This window comes from Mesorhizobium sp. M0615 (assembly GCF_040320805.1).
Lineage (GTDB): Bacteria > Pseudomonadota > Alphaproteobacteria > Rhizobiales > Rhizobiaceae > Mesorhizobium.
Window position 1 is genome coordinate 281,639 of the sequence record NZ_JAMYQI010000003.1, and the last position, 18,317, is coordinate 299,955.

General features: G+C 63.0%; 20 protein-coding genes and 1 pseudogene. 8 read left to right on the forward strand and 13 right to left on the reverse strand.

What is annotated here, in order from left to right:
- Nucleotides 1-21 precede the first annotated feature (21 nt).
- A complete protein-coding gene (locus NKI46_RS06525) occupies nucleotides 22-1,623 on the forward strand; it encodes a DHA2 family efflux MFS transporter permease subunit (protein WP_023696025.1) in 1,602 nt (533 codons plus the stop codon).
- A 117-nt stretch (nucleotides 1,624-1,740) separates the two neighbouring features.
- On the opposite strand, the gene NKI46_RS06530 is transcribed toward NKI46_RS06525, so the two are convergent.
- The 5 genes from NKI46_RS06530 to NKI46_RS06550 all read right to left on the reverse strand — a co-directional run bounded on the left by NKI46_RS06530 (nucleotide 1,741) and on the right by NKI46_RS06550 (nucleotide 6,186).
- Nucleotides 1,741-3,288 (reverse strand): FAD-dependent monooxygenase, encoded by a 1,548-nt coding sequence (locus NKI46_RS06530; RefSeq protein ID WP_023750785.1) that lies wholly within the window; start codon nucleotides 3,286-3,288, stop codon nucleotides 1,741-1,743.
- Between the two features lie 151 nt (nucleotides 3,289-3,439).
- On the reverse strand, nucleotides 3,440-3,934 hold the full coding sequence (gene msrB, locus NKI46_RS06535; protein WP_023703789.1) for a peptide-methionine (R)-S-oxide reductase MsrB: 495 nt from the start codon (nucleotides 3,932-3,934) through the stop codon (nucleotides 3,440-3,442).
- A gap of 211 nt (nucleotides 3,935-4,145) precedes the next feature.
- Nucleotides 4,146-4,703, reverse strand: coding sequence for a fasciclin domain-containing protein (locus tag NKI46_RS06540; protein WP_023693011.1), 558 nt, complete (start codon nucleotides 4,701-4,703; stop codon nucleotides 4,146-4,148).
- A 224-nt stretch (nucleotides 4,704-4,927) separates the two neighbouring features.
- Nucleotides 4,928-5,650: an anti-sigma factor gene (locus NKI46_RS06545; protein WP_352745383.1), complete on the reverse strand. Its 723-nt coding sequence runs from the start codon at nucleotides 5,648-5,650 to the stop codon at nucleotides 4,928-4,930.
- Entirely contained in the window at nucleotides 5,647-6,186 is a 540-nt protein-coding gene (locus tag NKI46_RS06550) for a sigma-70 family RNA polymerase sigma factor (protein ID WP_023673234.1), read from the reverse strand. Before NKI46_RS06550 ends, NKI46_RS06545 begins: the two co-directional genes overlap by 4 nt.
- A gap of 410 nt (nucleotides 6,187-6,596) precedes the next feature.
- On the opposite strand from NKI46_RS06550, the gene NKI46_RS06555 reads away from it, so the two are divergent.
- Both NKI46_RS06555 and argB read left to right on the forward strand, forming a co-directional pair.
- Nucleotides 6,597-6,827: an amidase family protein gene (locus NKI46_RS06555; protein WP_352459994.1), complete on the forward strand. Its 231-nt coding sequence runs from the start codon at nucleotides 6,597-6,599 to the stop codon at nucleotides 6,825-6,827.
- A gap of 77 nt (nucleotides 6,828-6,904) precedes the next feature.
- Nucleotides 6,905-7,798 (forward strand): acetylglutamate kinase, encoded by an 894-nt coding sequence (gene argB / locus NKI46_RS06560; RefSeq protein ID WP_031209616.1) that lies wholly within the window; start codon nucleotides 6,905-6,907, stop codon nucleotides 7,796-7,798.
- Nucleotides 7,799-7,840: 42 nt separating this feature from the next.
- Here argB and NKI46_RS06565 read toward each other — a convergent pair whose 3' ends face one another.
- From NKI46_RS06565 to NKI46_RS06575, 3 genes and pseudogenes are all read right to left on the reverse strand, one after another.
- Nucleotides 7,841-8,239 (reverse strand): RidA family protein, encoded by a 399-nt coding sequence (locus tag NKI46_RS06565; protein WP_352745387.1) that lies wholly within the window; start codon nucleotides 8,237-8,239, stop codon nucleotides 7,841-7,843.
- 315 nt (nucleotides 8,240-8,554) lie between these two features.
- A pseudogene (locus NKI46_RS06570) lies at nucleotides 8,555-8,886 on the reverse strand (cobalamin-dependent protein); the annotation flags it as partial.
- A gap of 111 nt (nucleotides 8,887-8,997) precedes the next feature.
- Nucleotides 8,998-9,474 (reverse strand): Lrp/AsnC family transcriptional regulator, encoded by a 477-nt coding sequence (locus tag NKI46_RS06575; protein WP_023687465.1) that lies wholly within the window; start codon nucleotides 9,472-9,474, stop codon nucleotides 8,998-9,000.
- A gap of 139 nt (nucleotides 9,475-9,613) precedes the next feature.
- Between NKI46_RS06575 and phhA the strand changes: the two genes are divergently transcribed.
- Entirely contained in the window at nucleotides 9,614-10,450 is an 837-nt protein-coding gene (gene phhA / locus NKI46_RS06580) for a phenylalanine 4-monooxygenase (protein WP_352459996.1), read from the forward strand.
- A 194-nt stretch (nucleotides 10,451-10,644) separates the two neighbouring features.
- Here phhA and NKI46_RS06585 read toward each other — a convergent pair whose 3' ends face one another.
- The 3 genes from NKI46_RS06585 to NKI46_RS06595 all read right to left on the reverse strand — a co-directional run bounded on the left by NKI46_RS06585 (nucleotide 10,645) and on the right by NKI46_RS06595 (nucleotide 13,190).
- Nucleotides 10,645-12,084 carry a GMC oxidoreductase gene (locus NKI46_RS06585; RefSeq protein ID WP_352745390.1) on the reverse strand — a complete coding sequence of 480 codons (1,440 nt, stop codon included), beginning with the start codon at nucleotides 12,082-12,084 and terminating at the stop codon, nucleotides 10,645-10,647.
- Nucleotides 12,081-12,251 carry a hypothetical protein gene (locus tag NKI46_RS06590; RefSeq protein WP_023805802.1) on the reverse strand — a complete coding sequence of 57 codons (171 nt, stop codon included), beginning with the start codon at nucleotides 12,249-12,251 and terminating at the stop codon, nucleotides 12,081-12,083. Before NKI46_RS06590 ends, NKI46_RS06585 begins: the two co-directional genes overlap by 4 nt.
- Nucleotides 12,252-12,428: 177 nt before the next feature.
- Entirely contained in the window at nucleotides 12,429-13,190 is a 762-nt protein-coding gene (locus NKI46_RS06595; RefSeq protein ID WP_023681345.1) for a GGDEF domain-containing protein, read from the reverse strand.
- A 175-nt stretch (nucleotides 13,191-13,365) separates the two neighbouring features.
- Here NKI46_RS06595 and NKI46_RS06600 point away from each other — a divergent pair, with 175 nt between their 5' ends.
- Nucleotides 13,366-14,085 (forward strand): pyrimidine 5'-nucleotidase, encoded by a 720-nt coding sequence (locus NKI46_RS06600; protein ID WP_023681344.1) that lies wholly within the window; start codon nucleotides 13,366-13,368, stop codon nucleotides 14,083-14,085.
- Between the two features lie 79 nt (nucleotides 14,086-14,164).
- Here the strand turns inward: NKI46_RS06600 and NKI46_RS06605 are convergent, their stop codons facing one another.
- Nucleotides 14,165-15,010: an LOG family protein gene (locus NKI46_RS06605; protein WP_023681343.1), complete on the reverse strand. Its 846-nt coding sequence runs from the start codon at nucleotides 15,008-15,010 to the stop codon at nucleotides 14,165-14,167.
- Nucleotides 15,011-15,157: 147 nt separating this feature from the next.
- On the opposite strand from NKI46_RS06605, the gene dapD reads away from it, so the two are divergent.
- Genes dapD through NKI46_RS06620 form a run of 3 tightly spaced genes read left to right on the forward strand, consistent with a single transcriptional unit; the run spans nucleotide 15,158 to nucleotide 17,205 of the window.
- Nucleotides 15,158-16,012 carry a 2,3,4,5-tetrahydropyridine-2,6-dicarboxylate N-succinyltransferase gene (gene dapD / locus NKI46_RS06610; RefSeq protein ID WP_023696035.1) on the forward strand — a complete coding sequence of 285 codons (855 nt, stop codon included), beginning with the start codon at nucleotides 15,158-15,160 and terminating at the stop codon, nucleotides 16,010-16,012.
- Nucleotides 16,009-16,413 (forward strand): DUF805 domain-containing protein, encoded by a 405-nt coding sequence (locus NKI46_RS06615; RefSeq protein WP_081725464.1) that lies wholly within the window; start codon nucleotides 16,009-16,011, stop codon nucleotides 16,411-16,413. Before dapD ends, NKI46_RS06615 begins: the two co-directional genes overlap by 4 nt.
- 21 nt (nucleotides 16,414-16,434) lie before the next feature.
- Nucleotides 16,435-17,205 (forward strand): hypothetical protein, encoded by a 771-nt coding sequence (locus NKI46_RS06620; RefSeq protein WP_352510673.1) that lies wholly within the window; start codon nucleotides 16,435-16,437, stop codon nucleotides 17,203-17,205.
- A gap of 66 nt (nucleotides 17,206-17,271) precedes the next feature.
- On the opposite strand, the gene NKI46_RS06625 is transcribed toward NKI46_RS06620, so the two are convergent.
- Entirely contained in the window at nucleotides 17,272-18,285 is a 1,014-nt protein-coding gene (locus NKI46_RS06625; RefSeq protein WP_352745394.1) for a 2-dehydropantoate 2-reductase, read from the reverse strand.
- Nucleotides 18,286-18,317 lie beyond the last annotated feature (32 nt).

Sequence of the window (18,317 nt, forward strand, 5' to 3'; positions counted from 1 at the left end):
GCGAACGCCGGGAGCAATGCCATGGCAACCGCAACCATAACAGCAGGAGCGGCGCCGGTGCCTGCCATGCCGGCGGTACCGACGACCATCTCGACGCGCCGCCTCATCGCCTTCCTGGCGATGGTGTTCGGCATGTTCATGGCGATCCTCGACATCCAGATCGTCTCAGCCTCGCTGGCCGAGATCCAGGCCGGCCTCAGCGCCAGTTCCGATGAAATCCCATGGGTGCAGACCGCCTATCTGATCGCCGAAGTGGTGATGATCCCGCTGTCGGGCTTCCTCAGCCGGATGCTGTCGACGCGCGTGCTGTTTGCAGGCGCCGCGGCCGGCTTCACGGCGGCCAGCGCGCTGGCCGCGACCGCCACCAACATCGACCAGATGATCGTCTACCGCGCCATCCAGGGCTTTATCGGCGGCGGCATGATCCCGAGCGTTTTCGCCGCCGCCTTCACCATCTTCCCGCCGTCGCGCCGCGCCATGGTGTCGCCGATGATCGGCCTGGTGGCGACGCTGGCGCCGACCATCGGCCCGACCGTCGGCGGCTATATCAGCCATGCCATGTCGTGGCACTGGCTGTTCCTCATCAATGTCATTCCAGGCATTCTGGTGACGGTCACGACCTGGACCCTGATCGATTTCGACAAGCCCAATCTAGGCCTGTTCAGCAAGTTCGACTGGTGGGGCCTTGCCGGCATGGCGGCGTTTCTCGGCTGCATGGAATATGTGCTCGAGGAAGGTCCGAACCATGACTGGCTGCAGGAACAGGCCGTGTTCATCTGCGCCATCATCATGGTTGTCGGTGCGGCGCTGTTCTTCTGGCGTGCCTTCACCGCCGAGGAGCCTATCGTCGATCTCAGGGCCTTCACCAACGTCAATTTCGCCTTCGGTTCGCTGTTCTCCTTCGTCATAGGCATCGGCCTGTACGGTCTGACCTATCTCTACCCGGTGTTCCTCGGACGCATCCGCGGCTACGATTCCTTGATGATCGGCGAAGCCCTGTTCGTCAGTGGCCTGGCGATGTTCGTCACTGCGCCGATTTCCGGCATCCTGTCGAGCAAGATGGATTTGCGCATCATGATGATGATCGGGCTGTTCGGCTTCGCTGCCGGCACATGGTGGATGACGCATCTGACCGCCGACTGGGATTTCTGGGAATTGCTGATCCCGCAGATCCTGCGCGGCAGCTCGATGATGCTGTGCATGGTGCCGATCAACAACATTGCGCTCGGCACCTTGCCGCCGGACCGGCTGAAGAACGCGTCGGGCCTGTTCAACCTGACCCGCAACCTCGGCGGTGCGGTCGGCCTTGCCGTCATCAACACCGTGCTGATCGATCGCAGCGCCTTCCACTACGCCAGGCTGGCCGAGCATGTGGAATGGGGCAGTGCGGCGGCGCAGACCAAGCTGCAGAACATGACGCTCGACTTCCAGCAGACTCCCGGCCTCGACGCCACCAAGGCGGCGATCTCCAAACTGTCGGGCATGGTCCAGCAGCAGGCGTCGCTGCTGTCGTTCATGGATGTGTTCACCATGCTGACCGTGCTGTTCGCGACCATGGCGGTCTTCACCCTGGTCATCGCCAAGCCGGCGCCGCCCGCGGGCAGCGGTGGCGGAGGCCATTGAGCGCGCCGGACCCCCCGCCTGGCGCCCTCGTGTGTGACCCCGGAAATCACCCCCGATTTCCGGGGTCACGCTTAAGCATCGATCGTTATCAAGCTCCTTGGTCGAACACCCGGCGCGCTATGCTGCGGCAGGCGGCCCAAACCATTTGGTCAGCGAGTCGGTTAGCCCGGCTGCTTCAGGGCCGCCGACCCAGGCCACATAACCGTCAGGCCGGACCAGCACTGCGCGTGGGGCTTCGACTGCCCCCAGCACCGGAAGCTCCCATGCGCCATCGTAGCTGGCGTCGACCAGCTGAATCCGCTCCACCCACGGGCCGATACCAAAAGCGCCGGGCTCACCAAGATTAAGCAGCAGCGGCCGAGCGTCGTGCAGCAGGGCGAAAACCGGCAGCGGACCGGCAGCGGTGACGAGGTCGAGATCCGGCATGCGACGCCCCAGCAGCGGATGCCCCTCGCCAAGATCGTAGTGGATGTCCAGGCCGGATAACATGCCGGCAAAACGCTTGCGCGGTTCTTCCATGCCGAGAAGTTCCGACACTGTATCGCGCAGCGCTTTGGTGCGCTCGTCTTCGCGACGGAGCACGACCGACGCCATGGTGTTTTTCATCACACGCGCGGCAATCGGGTGGCGCTCTGCCTGGTAGCTGTCGAGCAGGCTTTCGGGCGCAGTTTTCCTGACCACCTGGGCAAGTTTCCAGCCCAGATTGACCGCGTCCTGCACGCCGGTCTGCAGCCCCTGTCCACCGTCCGGTGGATGCACATGCGCGGCGTCGCCGGCCAGCAGCACCCGCCCCTTGCGGTATGCGGCTGCCTGCCGGGTCATGTCGGTGAAGCGGGCCAGCGATGTCGGATTGTGGACGCCATAATCGGTGCCGTAGACGGCAATGAGCGCCTCGCTGAGATCGCGCAAAGTTGGCTCGCCGCCAGCCCCGACCTCGCGCTCGGTCACCAGCACCCGTACCGTATCGTCTTCCAGTCTGCTGAGGCCGTGAATTCCGATGGCATCGCGGTGGATACCCCATTGCGGCTCTTCTGTTACCTCGATCTCGGCGATCAAATTGCTGGTTGTCGGCTCGGAACCGGGGAACTCTATGCCCCCCGCCTTGCGCACGAGGCTTCTGCCGCCGTCGCAGCCGACGAGATAATCGGCACGAAGCGACCCGCCATCGCTCAGCGCGACATCGACGCCGCCGCCATCCTGCACGAAGCCTGTCACCTCGCGGCCACGGTAGACCGTGACGCCAAGTTCATCGACCCAGCAGGCAAGGATGCGCTCTGTGTGCTTTTGCCACAGCGCCAGCCCGTAATTGTGGCGGGTGGGGAAGTCGCTGATATCAAGCGAAACGCCGGCGAAGCCTGCGACCTGTGCGGTCTGGCCTTGCGACAGGAACCGATCGGCAATGCCGCGCTGGTCGAAGATCTCGATGGTGCGCGAATGCAGGCCGCCCGAGCGCGCGCCGGCGAGGTCCTGGTTCTCGCGCCGCTCGACGATGGCGACATCGATGCCGGCCAGGGAAAGCTCGCCGCCCAGCATCAACCCGGTCGGGCCGCCGCCGGTGATCACCACGGAATGGGATATTCGCGGCCGGTCCGCATCAACACCGTCGGTCGATTTGGCGCTCGATTTGGGCTCGCCGTCGCGAGCCCGTGCTTTGGTTGGTTGCATAGGTTCTGGCCCTCTCGTTGGGGCTGCGGAATCTACGCATAAAAAGCCGTCTGCCAATTCTTGAAGTTGACTGTTTTCGCCCCAGTTCAAGAGATAAGAGGCGGTCGTCACGCCGGCTCCAAATCCCCACCCCGCTAAAGACGCCGAACGGTCAGGCAGTGGCCGGCTTGAAGCTGAGCGCAACGCCGTTGATGCAATGGCGCAGGCCGGTGGGTGCGGGACCGTCATCGAAGACATGGCCGAGATGACCGCCGCAGCGGCGGCAATGGACCTCGGTGCGGGTCATGCCCAGCGAACGGTCCTCGGTCTTGCCGACGGCGTTGGCAATCTCCTGCCAGAAGCTCGGCCAGCCGGTGCCGGACTCGAACTTGGTGTCTGAGGGGTAGACCGGCAGGTCGCAACCGGCGCAGGCGAAAATGCCCTTGCGATGCTCGTTCAGCAGCGGGCTGGTGCCGGGATACTCGGTGCCTTCCTTGCGCAGCACGTTGAAGGCTTCGTCGGACAGGATGGCGTGCCATTCGGTGTCGGTCTTGGTGACCTCGAAGGTTTCGGCAGCCTTAGCGGGCCCGCCCATGCGCAACGTTGCCGCCGCGCCGGCCACGGCAGCGAGGGCGGCGCCGCTCAAAAGCAAATCTCGACGGTTCATGACAGAAATCCTCCTGCGGGTTGTTTTGCCAAATTTGGCCGCCACTGGAAAATCAAAAGCCGGTGACGGTTGTCCTGCAAACGAACGCTCCACACCGGCTCCGCGCTTGTTGCGGACGGGATGGAGCGCTCGGTCGTTTGCTCGGCCCACGGGGGCGGGGCCGCGCAATCTGCAGGAGCTTACCGCCTGTTCGTCGGCGGCAGGGGCTTTGTTACATCTTCGGCAGCAGGACCTTGTCGATGACGTGGATGACGCCGTTCGACTGCTCGACGTCGGCGATCGTCACATTGGCGACATTGCCGTTCTCGTCGGTCACGGTGACCTTGCCGCCATCAGCCTTGAGCGACAGCTCGCAGCCGCCGACCGTCTTGACCTTGTGGGTGCCGCCATCGGCCTTGGCCATCGAGGCGACATCGGCGCCCATCGCCTTGGCGCCGATGACATGGCAGGTCAGGATCTTGGTGAGCTTGTCCTTGTTCTCGGGCTTGAGCAGCGACTCGACCGTGCCAGCCGGAAGCGCGGCGAAGGCCTCATTGGTCGGCGCGAACACGGTGAACGGGCCGGCGCCCTGCAGTGTCTCGACCAGGCCGGCAGCCTTGACGGCGGCGACCAGTGTCGTGTGATCCTTCGAATTGACGGCGTTCTCAACGATGTTCTTGTTGGCGTACATGGCGGCGCCGCCAACCATCGGATTCTCGGCATAGGCGATTGTGGCGAGGGCGGAGACGGCAATGGTACCGGCGAGCAAAAGGGTGGCGATTCTACGCATAGTGTTCGAACTCCTCGGGGTTATTGTTTCCTCTTTCGGGAACATGAGGAGATACGGAATAGAACTGCCTGAGTTTCCGCGCGCCGGGAAAAATTTATCCTTTATTTTGTCGCCGAATTATCTCCGGAGATCGAATCCGTAATCTCCAGCAGCGTATCCAAAACGAAAACAGCGGAAGATGTACTTCCGCTGCCTTCATTGTCACGTCATGATCTTACGATCTATCAGATGCCCTTCAGGTCGCCCGCGGCAACGACCGGTCCGGTCGGCTGTCCGGTCGTCGAACCGCCCGTCGGCTCGACGCTGACGGCAAGCACGGCGCCTTGCGCCAGCTTCTGCTGCACTGCCGGGGTAACCGGAATGTGCGTGACCTGGCCGGCGGGAATGACACCCATCGAGACCGGCGCATTCTTGCCTTCGATCATCCACAGTTCGAAGTCCTTGCCGGGGGCGCGTTCGCCCGAAACCAGCGACAGGCCGACATCGCGGCGGGATGCGTCGTAGACGACGAGGTATTTGACATCGCTGCCTTCGGCGGCCAGCGAGGCGACGAGGCGCTCCTGCGGCACGACGACTGGCGACCTGACGTAAGGCACGGCGACATAGAGCACCAGGGCCGCGAGAGCCGCTGCGGTGAGGCCGCGCCAGAAGCTAAGGCTGGACCACAGGCTGCCGCTCGGGGCCGTCCCCGACGCCGCGGTGGAGGAGAACAGCCGGCGATCGATAGCCGGCTTGATCGTGGCCGGCGGCTCTACCTCAGCATAAGCGGCAGCGATCGGCGAGAGGTTCACTTCCCAGGAATCGACGAGACTGGCAAAGCCGGTCTCCGCGTCGATGCGTCCGGAGGCTATCTGGCGCTCATCCGCCGGCAGCACGCCGAGAACGTATTCGGCTGCGAGCAGGTCGTCGCGTCCACGTTCCGGTCCATTTTCTTCTGCCAGGGTCATCTTTCCAGACATTCTCTAAGTTTCAACAGGCTGCGGCGCAGCCATGTCCGCATCGTGTTGAGCGGAACCTTGTGACGTTCCGCGAGCTCGGCGTAACTTTCGCCGTTCAAATAAGCACCCCGAACGGCTTGCGCCCGGTCTTGTTCCAACTCTTCAAGGCACTGATAGATGCGCTCGGATTCACCGCCCGCAACAACCATAGCCTCTGGCCCCGGACCGGGGTCAGCCACGTCGAGCGCGGCATCGATATCGGCAGCGGGCTTGCGTCGCGACCGGATGCGATCAATCGCATGATTGCGTGCTATGGCCACCAGCCAGGAGATTGGGCTTAGATCGGAAACAGCGAAACGGTCCGCCTTCGTCCACACTTTGACGAAGACCTCTTGCAGCGCTTCTTCCGCATCTCCGCGATCCTTCAATACACGAAGGCACACGCCGAAAAGTTTCGCACTGGTTTGCCGGTAAAGCAGATCGAACGCAGTCCGATCCTTCATCGAGGTCCGGACAATCAGGGTGGAGATATCCTGCGGCGTCATACGGACAAGCTAAGCGATCACAATTTATTTGCAAAGGCAGAAATCTTGTTGTCCACGCAAACGATGTCCGCGCCCGATCGCCAGTAATCGCCGGTCGGTGCCAAGGAAATCGGCTGTCGTTAGCCTCCCGCAGAAAGGGGAACAGCAATGTCGGCCGAACAGATGCTGTGGGAGAACGATGCAACCGACTTGGCAGGCTGTGCACAGAGGCGAGATCTCGCCGCCAGACCTTGTCGATGCTGCGATCGCGCGCGCCGAGGCAACCCGATCATTGCGCATCCGCCGCTTGCCTGAGGCGCCATGGACCCGAAGGGGGCCGACGAGCTCATCGAAAACCTGCTCGACAAATTGCATTTGACCCGTCTCTTGGAGATCAGATCCCTGTTTGGGCAATTGATGGACAAGAGCCTGTGGTTCACCACTGGCCGGCGATCCAGAATGTCAGCGGCCAGCCGTCGATCGCGCTGCCGGTCCATGTCACCGATGCTGGCCTGCCGCTCGGCATCCAGGCCGTCGGCCGCCCCGGCGACGAGCAGGACGCTTTTGTCGCTTGCCGCGCAGATGGAGAAGGTTTCCGGCTGGCTGACGCGGCGGGCGCCGCTCAAGGTGCCGGCCTGATCCGGCAGATTTCATCATCGTGATAGCAAAGCTGTTTGCGGCCTGGGCCAATTCCCGCTAAGACGCCGCCGTCCTTACCCACATCCAGGGAACCATGCCGATGACGGAGATCACCGCCACCGCCGAAATGCAGGCCGCCCTGCTCTCGCGGGCCCTGCCCTATATGCAGCGCTACGAGCACAAGACGGTGGTGGTGAAATATGGCGGTCATGCCATGGGCGATATCGAGCTCGGCAAGGCTTTCGCCCGTGACATCGCGCTGCTGAAGCAGTCCGGCGTCAACCCGATCGTCGTCCATGGCGGCGGGCCGCAGATCGGCGCCATGCTGGCCAAGATGGGCATCGAATCCAAGTTCGAAGGCGGGCTGCGCGTTACCGACCAGAAGACGGTCGAGATCGTCGAGATGGTGCTGGCCGGTTCGATCAACAAGGAGATCGTCGCGCTGATCAACGCCGAGGGCGAATGGGCGATCGGCCTGTGCGGCAAGGACGGCAACATGGTGTTCGCCGAAAAGGCGCGCAAGACCATGATCGACCCGGACTCCAACATCGAGCGTGTGCTCGATCTCGGTTTCGTCGGCGAGCCGGTCGAGGTAGACCGCACCCTGCTCGATCTGCTGGCACGCTCGGAAATGATCCCGGTGCTGGCGCCGGTGGCGCCGGGCCGCGACGGCCACACGTACAACATCAATGCCGACACTTTCGCCGGCGCCATTGCAGGCGCCTGCCAGGCGACGCGCCTTTTGTTCCTGACCGACGTGCCCGGCGTGCTCGACAAGAACAAGAAGCTGATCGACGAGCTGACGGTGGCCGAGGCCAGGGCGCTGATCAAGGACGGCACGGTATCGGGCGGCATGATCCCCAAGGTCGAGACCTGCATCGAGGCGATCGAGCGCGGCGTCGAAGGCGTCGTCATCCTCAACGGCAAGACGCCGCATGCGGTGCTTCTGGAACTGTTCACCGAACACGGCGCCGGCACGCTGATCGTGCCCTGAGGTGCAACTTGCTTGGCGGCCAGTCGATCGGCTGGCCAGCCGTTAGGCAGGCTGGGGCAGGCGCGCGATGGCCTTTATCTCGAAGTCGAAGCCGGCTAACCAGTTGACGCCGACCGCCGTCCAATTGGTGTAGGGCGGTTCACCGAACACCTTCAGCCGAACGGCATCGATCACGGGCCATTGCGCTGCCGGATCGGTGTGGAAGGTGGTCACGTCGACTATATCGTCGAACGTGGAGCCCGCTGCTTTCAGTACTGCCGCGAGATTATCGAAGGCAAGCTGGACCTGCTTTTCGAATGCAGGTTCGGGCGACCCGTCCTCGCGGCTGCCGACCTGGCCCGAGACGAACAAAAGATCGCCCGATCGGATTGCAGCAGAATAGCGATTGATCTCGTAGAGAGCCTGCCGGCCGGCAGGAAAGATCGCGTCACGTTTGGTCATTTTCACTCCATTGTCCGGGGCACTCACATACGTCCCGTATGCATGAGGTGGGTACATACGCTGCGTATGTCAATACGCATACGGTACGTATCTATGAATGGCAGCGAGCCTGTCAGGCGCCGGCAGAGATCGCGACAGCCGCTTCGGCCGGCTTGCGCGACGGGCGCATGACGACCATGGATTCCTCATCGGGATCCTGCGGAGCGCCCCAGAACTCAGCCAGCGTCGGACCATCCTTGAGGCGGCGGTCGCGGGCCAGAAAACCCCAGACCTCGTGGAACCACGCGGCGGCCCATTTGCGTGTACCAGCGCATCGTCGCGCCAGTGATAGGTCGGGAACACGCCGCCATAGATCACCAGCGTCGCCGGCTCGAGCGCCTTGACCATGCGGGCGATCGCGAGCGCGGTGGGATGCGCCGAGGTCGAGCCGGAGTGGCCGATCAGGATGCAATCGGGCTGGCCGCTGAGCGCATCGCGCACCAGCGTTTCCAACGGCATCGGCCCGAATTCGGCATCGACCCGCCGGACTTATGGCCGGCGTCGATAAGCGGGCCGCCCAGTGCCAGCAGGCCGAGCGGTGGCAGATGGTCATCGGGCACGCGGCTGCCGATGGCGGTGTGCGGCGGATTGATCAGCACGATGTTCATGACGGACCTTTGAGCGACGGTCCGCATGGCGTAGCCGGCGTTTCAGTTTCGCATTTGGGCTCCGTTCAGCAGTTTGCGTGCAGCTTTTCCGCAGAAATGGCGATGCGTGTCCTACCGCCTGAGGTGGGCGAGCGGCACGTGGCCCGGGCCCTTGATGTTCTGCAGCACCAGCTGGGTGTGAACGTCGCGCACGCCGGCAAGGCGCATCAGGCGGTGCATGACGAAGGCGTTGAGTTCGTCGACCGACGGCACCATGACGTGCAGCAGGAAATCGTGGTCGCCGGTCATCGTCCAGCATGACGACACTTCGTCCATGCGTTGCACGGCGGCGATGAAGGTTTCGGGCGAACCGTCGCTGTGGCTGGTGAGGCGCACCTGGATGAACACCTCGACCATCAGGCCGACGGCGCGGCGGTTGAGCACGGCGGCAAAGCCCTTGATGATGCCGGCCTCCTGCAGCGCCTCGAAGCGGCGGGCGCAAGGCGTCGTCGACAGGCCGATCTCCTGCGCCAGTTCGGACACGGGCTTGCGTCCATCGCGCTGAAGAACATCCAGCATCTTGATCTCGAAATCGTCGAACTGAGGCATTTTCACTCTCTTTCAGCTTCTGCTTGGTGATTTTTACCTCAAATCATGGACCCAAGCCATCATCAAAGCTGAATTGCCTCGCCGGCCGCCGCTAGACTCTGCGGACAGATTCAAGTGTCACGATCAGGGGAGAAGAACCATGACGACGATGAGTGTTGCCGAATATGCCCGCGATTGCGCGGCGCAAGGCCTGCGTGGCGACTATTCAGTGTGCCGTTCCGACTTCACCGTGGCGCAGGGCTACAACTACAGCGCCGACGAACAGGCGGTGTGGCGCACGTTGTGCGACCGGCAGACCAAGCTGACGCAGAAGCTGGCGCACCATTCCTATCTCGATGGGATCGCCGCACTCGGCCTGCTCGACAAGATCCCGGATTTCGGCGCGGTCTCAGACAAGCTGCGCAAGCTGACCGGCTGGGAAATCGTCGCCGTGCCTGGGCTCATCCCGGCCGCGCCCTTCTTCGACCATCTCGCCAACCGGCGCTTTCCGGTGACCAACTGGCTGCGCACCAAGGACGAGCTCGACTACATCGTCGAACCCGACATGTTCCACGACTTCTTCGGCCATGTGCCCATCCTGACACAGCCGGTGTTTGCCGACTTCATGCAGATGTATGGCGAAAAGGCCGAGAACGTGATTGCGCTGGGCGGTGACGAGATGATCACCCGGCTCTACTGGTACACCGCCGAATACGGGCTGATACAGGAGGAGGGCCAGAAGCTGAAAGCTTTCGGCGCCGGGCTGATGTCGTCGTTCACCGAATTGCAGTTCGCCGTCGCGAGCCCGGACGCGCACCGCGTGCCCTTCGACCTCGAAACGGTAATGCGCACCGGTTACGAGATCGACAAGTTCCAGCGCGCTTATTTCGTGCTGCCGTCCTTCGACGTGCTGCGCGATGCGTTCCGGACCGCCGATTTCAAGGCGATTGTTGCCCGTCGCAAGGGGCAGCCGACCCTGGATCCAGCGACGGTTTAGCAAATCCTGAAGGGTTTGCGCGGCACCTATCCCCACCCTTAATCCTCCCCACAAGGGGGAGGGAGATCTCGTTGGCGCTGATTTCCGAGGGTTTCGACACCAAGGCATGGGTAGCGCCGGCAGCAATCCTGTCGCGCCGTTCGCTTTTTTGACAATCAGACGGTAATGACTTCGTCACACCGTGGATGACTTCGTCACACCGTGATTACTTTGGTCAGATGGTCGCCTAGCCGGCAGGCAAGCGCTGTGATCGTCGTCGTTGGATTGCATTCGCCAGAGGTGCAGAATACCGAGGAACCACCGACATAGAGATTATCCATGCCGTGCACCTTGCAGTTGGCGTCGACCACGCTCTTGACGACATCGGTGCCCATGCGCGTGCCGCCCATGTGGTGGTGGCCGGCCAGTTCCTCATCCGTCGGGTAGTCCTCGCCATTGGTCAGCCAGTCCATGATGCGGACGCGGCCGAGGTCCTTCTCGATCAGCGTCGTTCCGAACAACTTGAGCCCCTCGAGGATGGTGCGGCGCTCCAACGGCGACTTCTTCCAGTGCAGCTCGATGCGCGGCACGCCGGCACGGTCGACATCGGTCTTCGACAATTCGATATGGTTCGAGGCCAGCGGCGCCTGTTCCCAGGCGACGTAGAGCTGGGCGGCGCAGCGCAGGTTCTGGCTGAGCTGGTAGGCGACCCATTCGGCGGCCTCGGGCGCGGTGCAGGCAAGGTCGGCAATCAGGCTCTTGACGCCGGCATAGGGCGTCTCGATCAGGCGTATGCCGAAATTCATGATCTGCAGCCGCTCCATGGCGGCGAGCGTCGGCGAGAAGAACGCCTCGTTGACGGCATCGACCTCGAACTCGCTGTAATCGGCCAGGATGGCATTGCCGCCCTCGAAGGTCGGGTGCTCCATCCAGTAGCGGCCAAGTGCCGTGGCGTTCGGTACCACGCCGCCATTCGAGCGCTGGTTCGACCATAGAAGCAGCCGCGAATTCTCCAGCCCGCCGGCGCAGACGATGAAATAATCGGCGCTGAAGGCGCCGGCATCCTTGCCGTTCGACCACAGCCTGGCGCCGGTCACTCGTTTGCCGTCCCCGGCAAGTTCGGTGGCATAGGTGTTGAGCACGAGCGCTATGTTCTTGCTCTTGTCGAGCTCGTCGGAGAATTTCTCGCCAAAGCGCACGGCCGGGCTCTTGATCAGCTGCACCCAGCGTATGTCGTCTGAAATCGGCACATCGGGCTTGAAGTCGGGAAGCTCGAGTATGTCGTGCAGCTCGGACAGATAGGGCTCGATGTCGGTCCGGGCGATTGGCCAGCCGGTGTCCGGCGCCCATGCCTTGGGCTCAAAGTCCTGCTTGTCGAGCACGCGGCACCAGCCGGCCCAGTGGTTCGACGACCCGCCCATGAAGCGCAGCCGGGTGGTGTCGAGATCGAAATATTGATCGCCGACCGTGGAGCCGCGGTAGAAATCCTGCGACTCGTCGCTGAATTCGCGTGCGCCGGCCTCCAGCACCACGACCGGAATGCCGGCGGCGCCGAGCTTTCTGGCAATGGTGGTGCCGGCCGGCCCGGAGCCGAGAATGCAGACCTTGGGCTTGAAATCCGAGGCTCGAAACGCCTCATAGCTGTCGAAGATCATGCCAGGTCGCTCCGCTTCAGGATCCAGCCATTGACCACGACGATCACGTCGGGATCGGCCGGGGGGCGGTCGCTGTCAGGCTGCTTGCGAAAAAGCTGTAGCGCCGGCATCGCAATCAGCGCCTGCACGATGGTGCGGCGCGATATTTTCCTGATGAAGAAACTCATGACACGTCTCTGGATGGGGGCTTCGATCCACGCATGGCGTTCCCTGAACGGCACAGGTACCGGCCAGACATGCCATTCCCGTGCCAAGCCTTGCCTGTAAACGAGTTACAACCCGGTAAACGGCGCAGTTGCGTGGAAACAATGTTGGCGAACCGTTAACAGCCCCACCACCAACACCTAGGCAGCTTCGGAAATGTCCCGGTCGAGGATCGACAAATTGCGGCCGCGGTGCTTGGCCTCGTAGAGCCGGCGGTCGGCGGCGCGCATCAGGTCCGAGACATCGGCATCTTGCGCACAGGTGATGCCGCCGATCGAGACGGTCAGCGGCACCGTGCGCTCGTCGACCGGACGAAAGCGGACCAGCTCGACTTCACGGCGGATGCGCTCGGCCACGCGCCGGGCTTCGGCTTCCGTAGCGCCGACCAGGAAGGCGCCGAACTCCTCACCGCCAATGCGGCCGAGCACGTCGCCGCTGCGGACGCCGCGCTCGATGGCGCTGGCGATCAACACCAGTGCGTCATCGCCGGTCAGATGGCCGAAACTGTCGTTGATCGCCTTGAAATGGTCGGCGTCGATGATCAGCAGCGCGCCGCGATCGGATTTGCGCCGCGAGCCGTCCAACGCGGCAAAGAAGCTCTCGCGGTTGAGCATGCCGGTCATGTCGTCGCGGCTCGCCTTCGCCGACAGGCGCCGATGCGCGGCGGCGAGCTGGGCATGCGCGCGGGCGAGATCGCGATGCGCGTTTTTCAGTCGGTCGCTCTGCCAGAAGGTGCTGGCGCAGGCGATCCAGGCGAGCGCCAGCGGGCACACCGTCGATGTCAGCCAGACAGTGCGGTCGACCGGAAAACCCATGGCGGGAACGATGATCAGCGTCAGCAAAAGCGAGATGGCTACCGAGCCGAATGCGACCGCGGCGGACTTTAAGACTATGCGACTCATCGCTGGCTCCCACTGAACCGTCTCTGTGCCAGCAAGCCCTGAAGGCCACCTTTCCGTGATGGCTAAAATTTGAATGGTGAGCCCATTTTTACAACTCTAGATGCACATAGGTTGTGGATAAGCTCTACATCAGAAAGGGGTTCGAACGGCAGATATTTCATGCCATAAGGACGCCATGACCACGCTGCCCGATCCCGCCCGCTTCGCCCATGTCACCGACTGGGTGTTCGACCTCGACAACACGCTTTATCCGCACCATTCGAATCTGTTTTCGCAGATCGACGTCAAGATGACGGCCTATGTCGGAGAACTGCTCACGCTGCCGCGCGAGGAAGCGCGCAAGCTGCAGAAGGAACTCTATCAGGAATATGGCACGACGCTGAACGGGCTGATGACGCGTCACGGCATCGACCCCGACGACTTTCTCGAAAAGGTGCATGATATCGACTATTCGTGGCTGGTGCCGGATCCGGTGCTGGGCACCGCTATCCGCCAGCTGCCCGGCCGCAAGTTCATCTTCACCAATGGCGACCGCAGGCACGCCGAGCGCACCGCGCGCCAGCTCGGCATACTCGACCATTTCGACGACATTTTCGATATCGTCGCCGCCGGGCTGACGCCGAAGCCGTCGCGGCAGACCTATGAGAAGTTTGCCGAACTGCACGCCGTCACCGGACACAATGCGGTGATGTTCGAGGATCTCGCCCGCAACCTCGAGGTGCCGAAATCACTGGGCATGACCACGGTGCTGGTGGTGCCGCGCAATTTCGAGCCGACCTTTGCCGAGATCTGGGAACGCGATCCGGCCAATGAGGACGACGTCGATTTCGTCACCGACGATCTCGCGACGTTTCTGACGGGGATAGTGGAGGGGGTAGAGGAATTGAGGAGCTGAAGAATTGAAGAACTGGTGAAAGGAGACCGATCCGGACCTCCTTTTCCTCAATTCTTCAGTTCTTCAATTCCCGGTTCCCCTACTCCCCCAACTTGTAGAAGCGGCTGATGATCCCCCAGGCCTCGTCGGCGGTGTCGACAAAGTCGATGATATCCTGGTCGCCGGGCGTGATGGTGCCTTGTTCGGCCAGGAAATCGAGGTCGATCGCGCGCTGCCAGAACGCCTTGCCGAACAGGATCACCGGCACGCGCTCCATGCGGCCGGTCTGGATCAGCGTCAGCGTCTCGAAGAATTCGTCCATGGTACCGAAGCCGCCCGGAAACACCGCGACGGCCTTGGCGCGCATGACGAAATGCATCTTGCGGATGGCGAAATAGTGGAAGTTGAAGCACAGCTCCGGGGTCACATAGGCGTTCGGCGCCTGCTCGTGTGGCAGGACGATGTTGAGGCCGATCGACGGCGCGCCGACATCGTCGGCGCCGCGATTTCCCGCCTCCATCACGCCTGGGCCGCCACCGGTGACGACGACGAATTCGCGGTAGTAGGACGTGGCCGATTGCTGTGAGCAGAGGCGGGCGAATTTGCGCGCCTCCTCGTAGTATTTGCTGTTTTCCTCGAGGTTTTTCTTCTGCGTCTCGTTCTTGGCGGCCCAGGCCTCGCCGCCGGGCTCGGGAATACGCGCGCCGCCGAACAGGATGACCGTCGAGCGGATGCCGCGCTCGGCCAGGATCATTTCGGGCTTCAAGAGCTCAAGCTGCAAGCGCACAGCGCGCAATTCCCGGCGCGTCATGAAGTCGGGATCGTTCCAGGCCAGCCGGTAGGTTTCGGCGCGCGTCTGCGGCGTGTCGGGAACGCTTTTCGAGCGCTCCAGATCCTCGTCCGAATGCGGCAGCGGCGTCCATCCCGCCTTTTCCATAGGAGTCATATGCTTTCTACCCGTCCCAACAGTTCACTTGCGCCGTCCCATGGCGCACGCGCGATTGACCCCCAATACGCCTTAACATAGGGTCCGCGCGACTTTCAAAACAAGGTTAAGGCCGACGGCCTTAACAGCGTGGTAACGGAGCGATTCATGTCGAAGCCTGATCTGGCCAGCCTCGAAAAGACGATCGAGAAGGCCTTCGAGGAGCGCGACACGATTTCGACCGCGACCCGGGGCGAAACGCGCGACGCCATCCAGTCCTCACTCGACCTGCTCGACCGTGGCACCGTGCGCGTTGCCGAGCGCCAGCCCGATGGCAAATGGCATGTCAACCAATGGCTGAAGAAGGCGGTGCTGCTCTCGTTCCGGCTCTATCCGATGGAGATCATCAAGGGCGGCCCCGGCCAGGCGGTCTGGTGGGACAAGGTGGCGTCGAAGTTCGACGGCTGGAGCGCGGTCGATTTCGAGAAGGCAGGCTTCCGCGCCGTGCCGTCTTCGATCGTGCGCCGCTCGGCTTATGTCGCGCCGGGCGCGGTGCTGATGCCGTCCTTCGTCAATGTCGGCGCCTATGTCGATAGCGGCACCATGGTCGACACCTGGGCCTCGGTCGGCTCCTGCGCCCAGATCGGCAAGAATGTGCACCTCTCGGGCGGCGTAGGCATCGGCGGGGTGCTGGAGCCGATGCAGGCCGGCCCAACCATCATCGAGGACAATTGCTTCATCGGCGCGCGCTCCGAAGTGGTCGAGGGCTGCATCGTGCGCGAAGGCTCGGTGCTCGGAATGGGTGTGTTCATCGGCCAGTCGACCAAGATCGTCGACCGCGCCACCGGCGAAGTGTTTTATGGCGAGGTGCCGCCGAATTCGGTCGTCGTCGCCGGCTCGATGCCGGGCAAGGCCTTTCCGAACAACGAGCCGGGCCCTGGCCTCTACTGCGCCGTCATCGTCAAGCGCGTCGATGCCAAGACCCGGTCGAAAACCTCGATCAACGAACTGCTGCGTGATTGATCCTGTCCGAGCAACCAGAGCGCTCCAGATTGCCCAACACACCACCACTTCCCTGGCTTTTCTTCAGCCTCTCAGGGCGCGTCAGCCCAAGTGCCTACGTGCTCGCCGGGCTGCTGCTGGTGCTTGCACAGTTTTTCCCGCTCTACCAGTTGTCGAGACTGGAACCCGGCACCGCAACCAGCCAGAACTGGGCACTTGTGTTCTGGGTCGTTTTGCTGATCTCGACATGGTCGAGCTTTGCGGTAACCGCAAAGCGGTTTCATGATTTCGGCAAGCCGACTTATTACGCGTTGATCTCTCTTATCATCGGCCCCATTCTTCTCATCGTTCTAGCGTGTTTCCGCGGTGACCCCGGTCCGAACCGCTACGGCAAACGCAGCAACGCGCCGGCTGAACCATGAGCGCCGACCGGATATCTCGCCATGCGCTACCGCACGCTTGATCCGAAACTGATCATCGACACCGCCGAGCGGCTGGAAGAGCGCGTCGCCGAGCGTTTTCCCGATGCCGGCCTGCGCGGCGTCGCCGCCGAACTGGTGTCGCTGTCGCGCGACCTGGCCAGGGCGGCGCAGGCGCTCGAAGCGCCGATCTGGTGGCTCCGCGGCGCCATCGTCGCCGCTGTTGCCGCCGGCGCGCTGATCTTCCTGTTCGTCGGCACCATCCTGCCGCTCATCCATATCTCGCAGGCCGACGATGCGGTGCAGTCGGTGCAAGGCATCGAAGCCACGATCAACATGATGATCCTTGCCGTGCTTGGCCTGCTGGCGCTAATCCGCACCGAGGAGCGCATCAAGCGCAAGCGGGTGTTTCGCCAGCTGCATGGGTTGAGATCGCTGATCCATGTCATCGACATGCACCAGCTGACCAAGGATCCGGCAGCATTGTCCGCCAATTTCAGGCCGACCGCGCATTCGCCGGCGCGCATCACCAATGCCGCCGACCTGGCGCGCTACCTCGACTATTGCTCGGAGATGCTGTCGATCACCGGCAAGATCGCGGCGCTGTTTGCGCAGTCGGTCAATGACGATGTGGTCATCGACGGCGTCAACGACGTCGAGAACCTGGCGTCCAACCTGTCGCGCAAGATCTGGCAGAAGATCACGCTGATCGAGAACCACCCGGCGGCGCAGCCCCTGCCGGCGCCAGGCCCGGCGAGCAAAGCGCCGGCTCCGAGGCGCGCACCAAAGCTGTGACGCGGCGGGCCCACGCGCCTGTTTTCGGGCTATGCGGGCCAAGGCCCGAGGCTCGCGGCAAGTAGACTATCCAGTGACGGCTTCCGGCGTCAGCCCGGGTGAGCCGCGCTTTTCCCGCTCGGCCTGCCGCACCAGCGCGGTGACCCGCTTCAGCAGAGGCGCCGGCGTGCCGGCCTTTTCGGCGAGGCTCAGGACGGCCCCCTGCAGGTCACCGATCTCGGTCGGCCGACCACGCTGGAGGTCGTCCCACATCGACGAACGCGCCTGCGGGTCGATGGCGAGCATGCGGCGGGCGACCAGCCGGAACAGCCAGTCCGGCAGCCGGAGCAGTTTCGGCAGCAGGACGGGATGCAAGCCGCCGATTCGTGCCGGCGCGATATGTAACGCCTTCATCGCCGCCAGGGCCTCGTCGATCTGACCGGCCAGGATCCGCCGCCAGCGGCGGTCGGCAAGTTCGCTCGCCAGCGGCAGGCCGGACAAGGCGACAAGCGCGTTGTTGAGGTTGATCAGCAGCTTGCCCCACTGCACGGCCTTCATATCGGCACGCGTTTCCACGCCAAGCCCTTCGACATCGAGAAGGCCGGCAAGCCCGGCCATACCGTCTTCGATCATCACCTTGCCGTCGCTGGCGCGATGCAGGTGAAGCGGCAAATTGCCTATGGCCGACTGGACGACATTGAACGACACCATGCCGGCGAGCACAGTCCGGCCACCGAGCCCGGCGCGTAACCGGTCGGCATTGCCGACGCCGTTCTGCAGGCTGACCACCACGACATCGCTGCGCGCATGTCCGGCAACAAGCGACGCCATCTCCTCGGTAGCGCCGTTCTTGACCGTCACCAGCACCACGTCGGCGCTGGCGAGGGCAGCGGCGGGATCAGTGGTGACGGACTCCGGCCGGATGGATCGGTCGCGACCATCGAGATCGGTGATGCGCAGGCCGCCGTCCAGCAAGACCGTCGCGATGCCTGGCCGCGCCAAAAACACCACCTTGCGTCCGGCCAGCGCCAGGCAGCCGCCGACATAGCAGCCGATGCTGCCGGCGCCGGCAATGACGATGGTCTTTTCGGCGTTGGCCATGCGATTATCTCGTGTTGGCCTGCACTACACGA

Excerpts from the sequence above, each read along its gene's own strand:
- NKI46_RS06625 (WP_352745394.1), bottom strand. The coding sequence starts at position 18,285 with ATGGCCAACGCCGAAAAGACCATCGTCATTGCCGGCGCCGGCAGCATC.
- NKI46_RS06565 (WP_352745387.1), bottom strand. The coding sequence starts at position 8,239 with ATGACCAAACGTGACGCGATCTTTCCTGCCGGCCGGCAGGCTCTCTAC.
- NKI46_RS06525 (WP_023696025.1), top strand. The coding sequence starts at position 22 with ATGGCAACCGCAACCATAACAGCAGGAGCGGCGCCGGTGCCTGCCATG.
- NKI46_RS06595 (WP_023681345.1), bottom strand. The coding sequence starts at position 13,190 with ATGAGTCGCATAGTCTTAAAGTCCGCCGCGGTCGCATTCGGCTCGGTA.
- NKI46_RS06575 (WP_023687465.1), bottom strand. The coding sequence starts at position 9,474 with ATGCCTCAGTTCGACGATTTCGAGATCAAGATGCTGGATGTTCTTCAG.
- NKI46_RS06530 (WP_023750785.1), bottom strand. The coding sequence starts at position 3,288 with ATGCAACCAACCAAAGCACGGGCTCGCGACGGCGAGCCCAAATCGAGC.
- NKI46_RS06550 (WP_023673234.1), bottom strand. The coding sequence starts at position 6,186 with ATGACGCCGCAGGATATCTCCACCCTGATTGTCCGGACCTCGATGAAG.
- msrB (WP_023703789.1), bottom strand. The coding sequence starts at position 3,934 with ATGAACCGTCGAGATTTGCTTTTGAGCGGCGCCGCCCTCGCTGCCGTG.
- NKI46_RS06590 (WP_023805802.1), bottom strand. The coding sequence starts at position 12,251 with ATGAGTTTCTTCATCAGGAAAATATCGCGCCGCACCATCGTGCAGGCG.
- NKI46_RS06605 (WP_023681343.1), bottom strand. The coding sequence starts at position 15,010 with ATGACTCCTATGGAAAAGGCGGGATGGACGCCGCTGCCGCATTCGGAC.
- argB (WP_031209616.1), top strand. The coding sequence starts at position 6,905 with ATGACGGAGATCACCGCCACCGCCGAAATGCAGGCCGCCCTGCTCTCG.
- dapD (WP_023696035.1), top strand. The coding sequence starts at position 15,158 with ATGTCGAAGCCTGATCTGGCCAGCCTCGAAAAGACGATCGAGAAGGCC.
- phhA (WP_352459996.1), top strand. The coding sequence starts at position 9,614 with ATGACGACGATGAGTGTTGCCGAATATGCCCGCGATTGCGCGGCGCAA.
- NKI46_RS06585 (WP_352745390.1), bottom strand. The coding sequence starts at position 12,084 with ATGATCTTCGACAGCTATGAGGCGTTTCGAGCCTCGGATTTCAAGCCC.
- NKI46_RS06545 (WP_352745383.1), bottom strand. The coding sequence starts at position 5,650 with ATGACCCTGGCAGAAGAAAATGGACCGGAACGTGGACGCGACGACCTG.
- NKI46_RS06620 (WP_352510673.1), top strand. The coding sequence starts at position 16,435 with ATGCGCTACCGCACGCTTGATCCGAAACTGATCATCGACACCGCCGAG.
- NKI46_RS06600 (WP_023681344.1), top strand. The coding sequence starts at position 13,366 with ATGACCACGCTGCCCGATCCCGCCCGCTTCGCCCATGTCACCGACTGG.
- NKI46_RS06540 (WP_023693011.1), bottom strand. The coding sequence starts at position 4,703 with ATGCGTAGAATCGCCACCCTTTTGCTCGCCGGTACCATTGCCGTCTCC.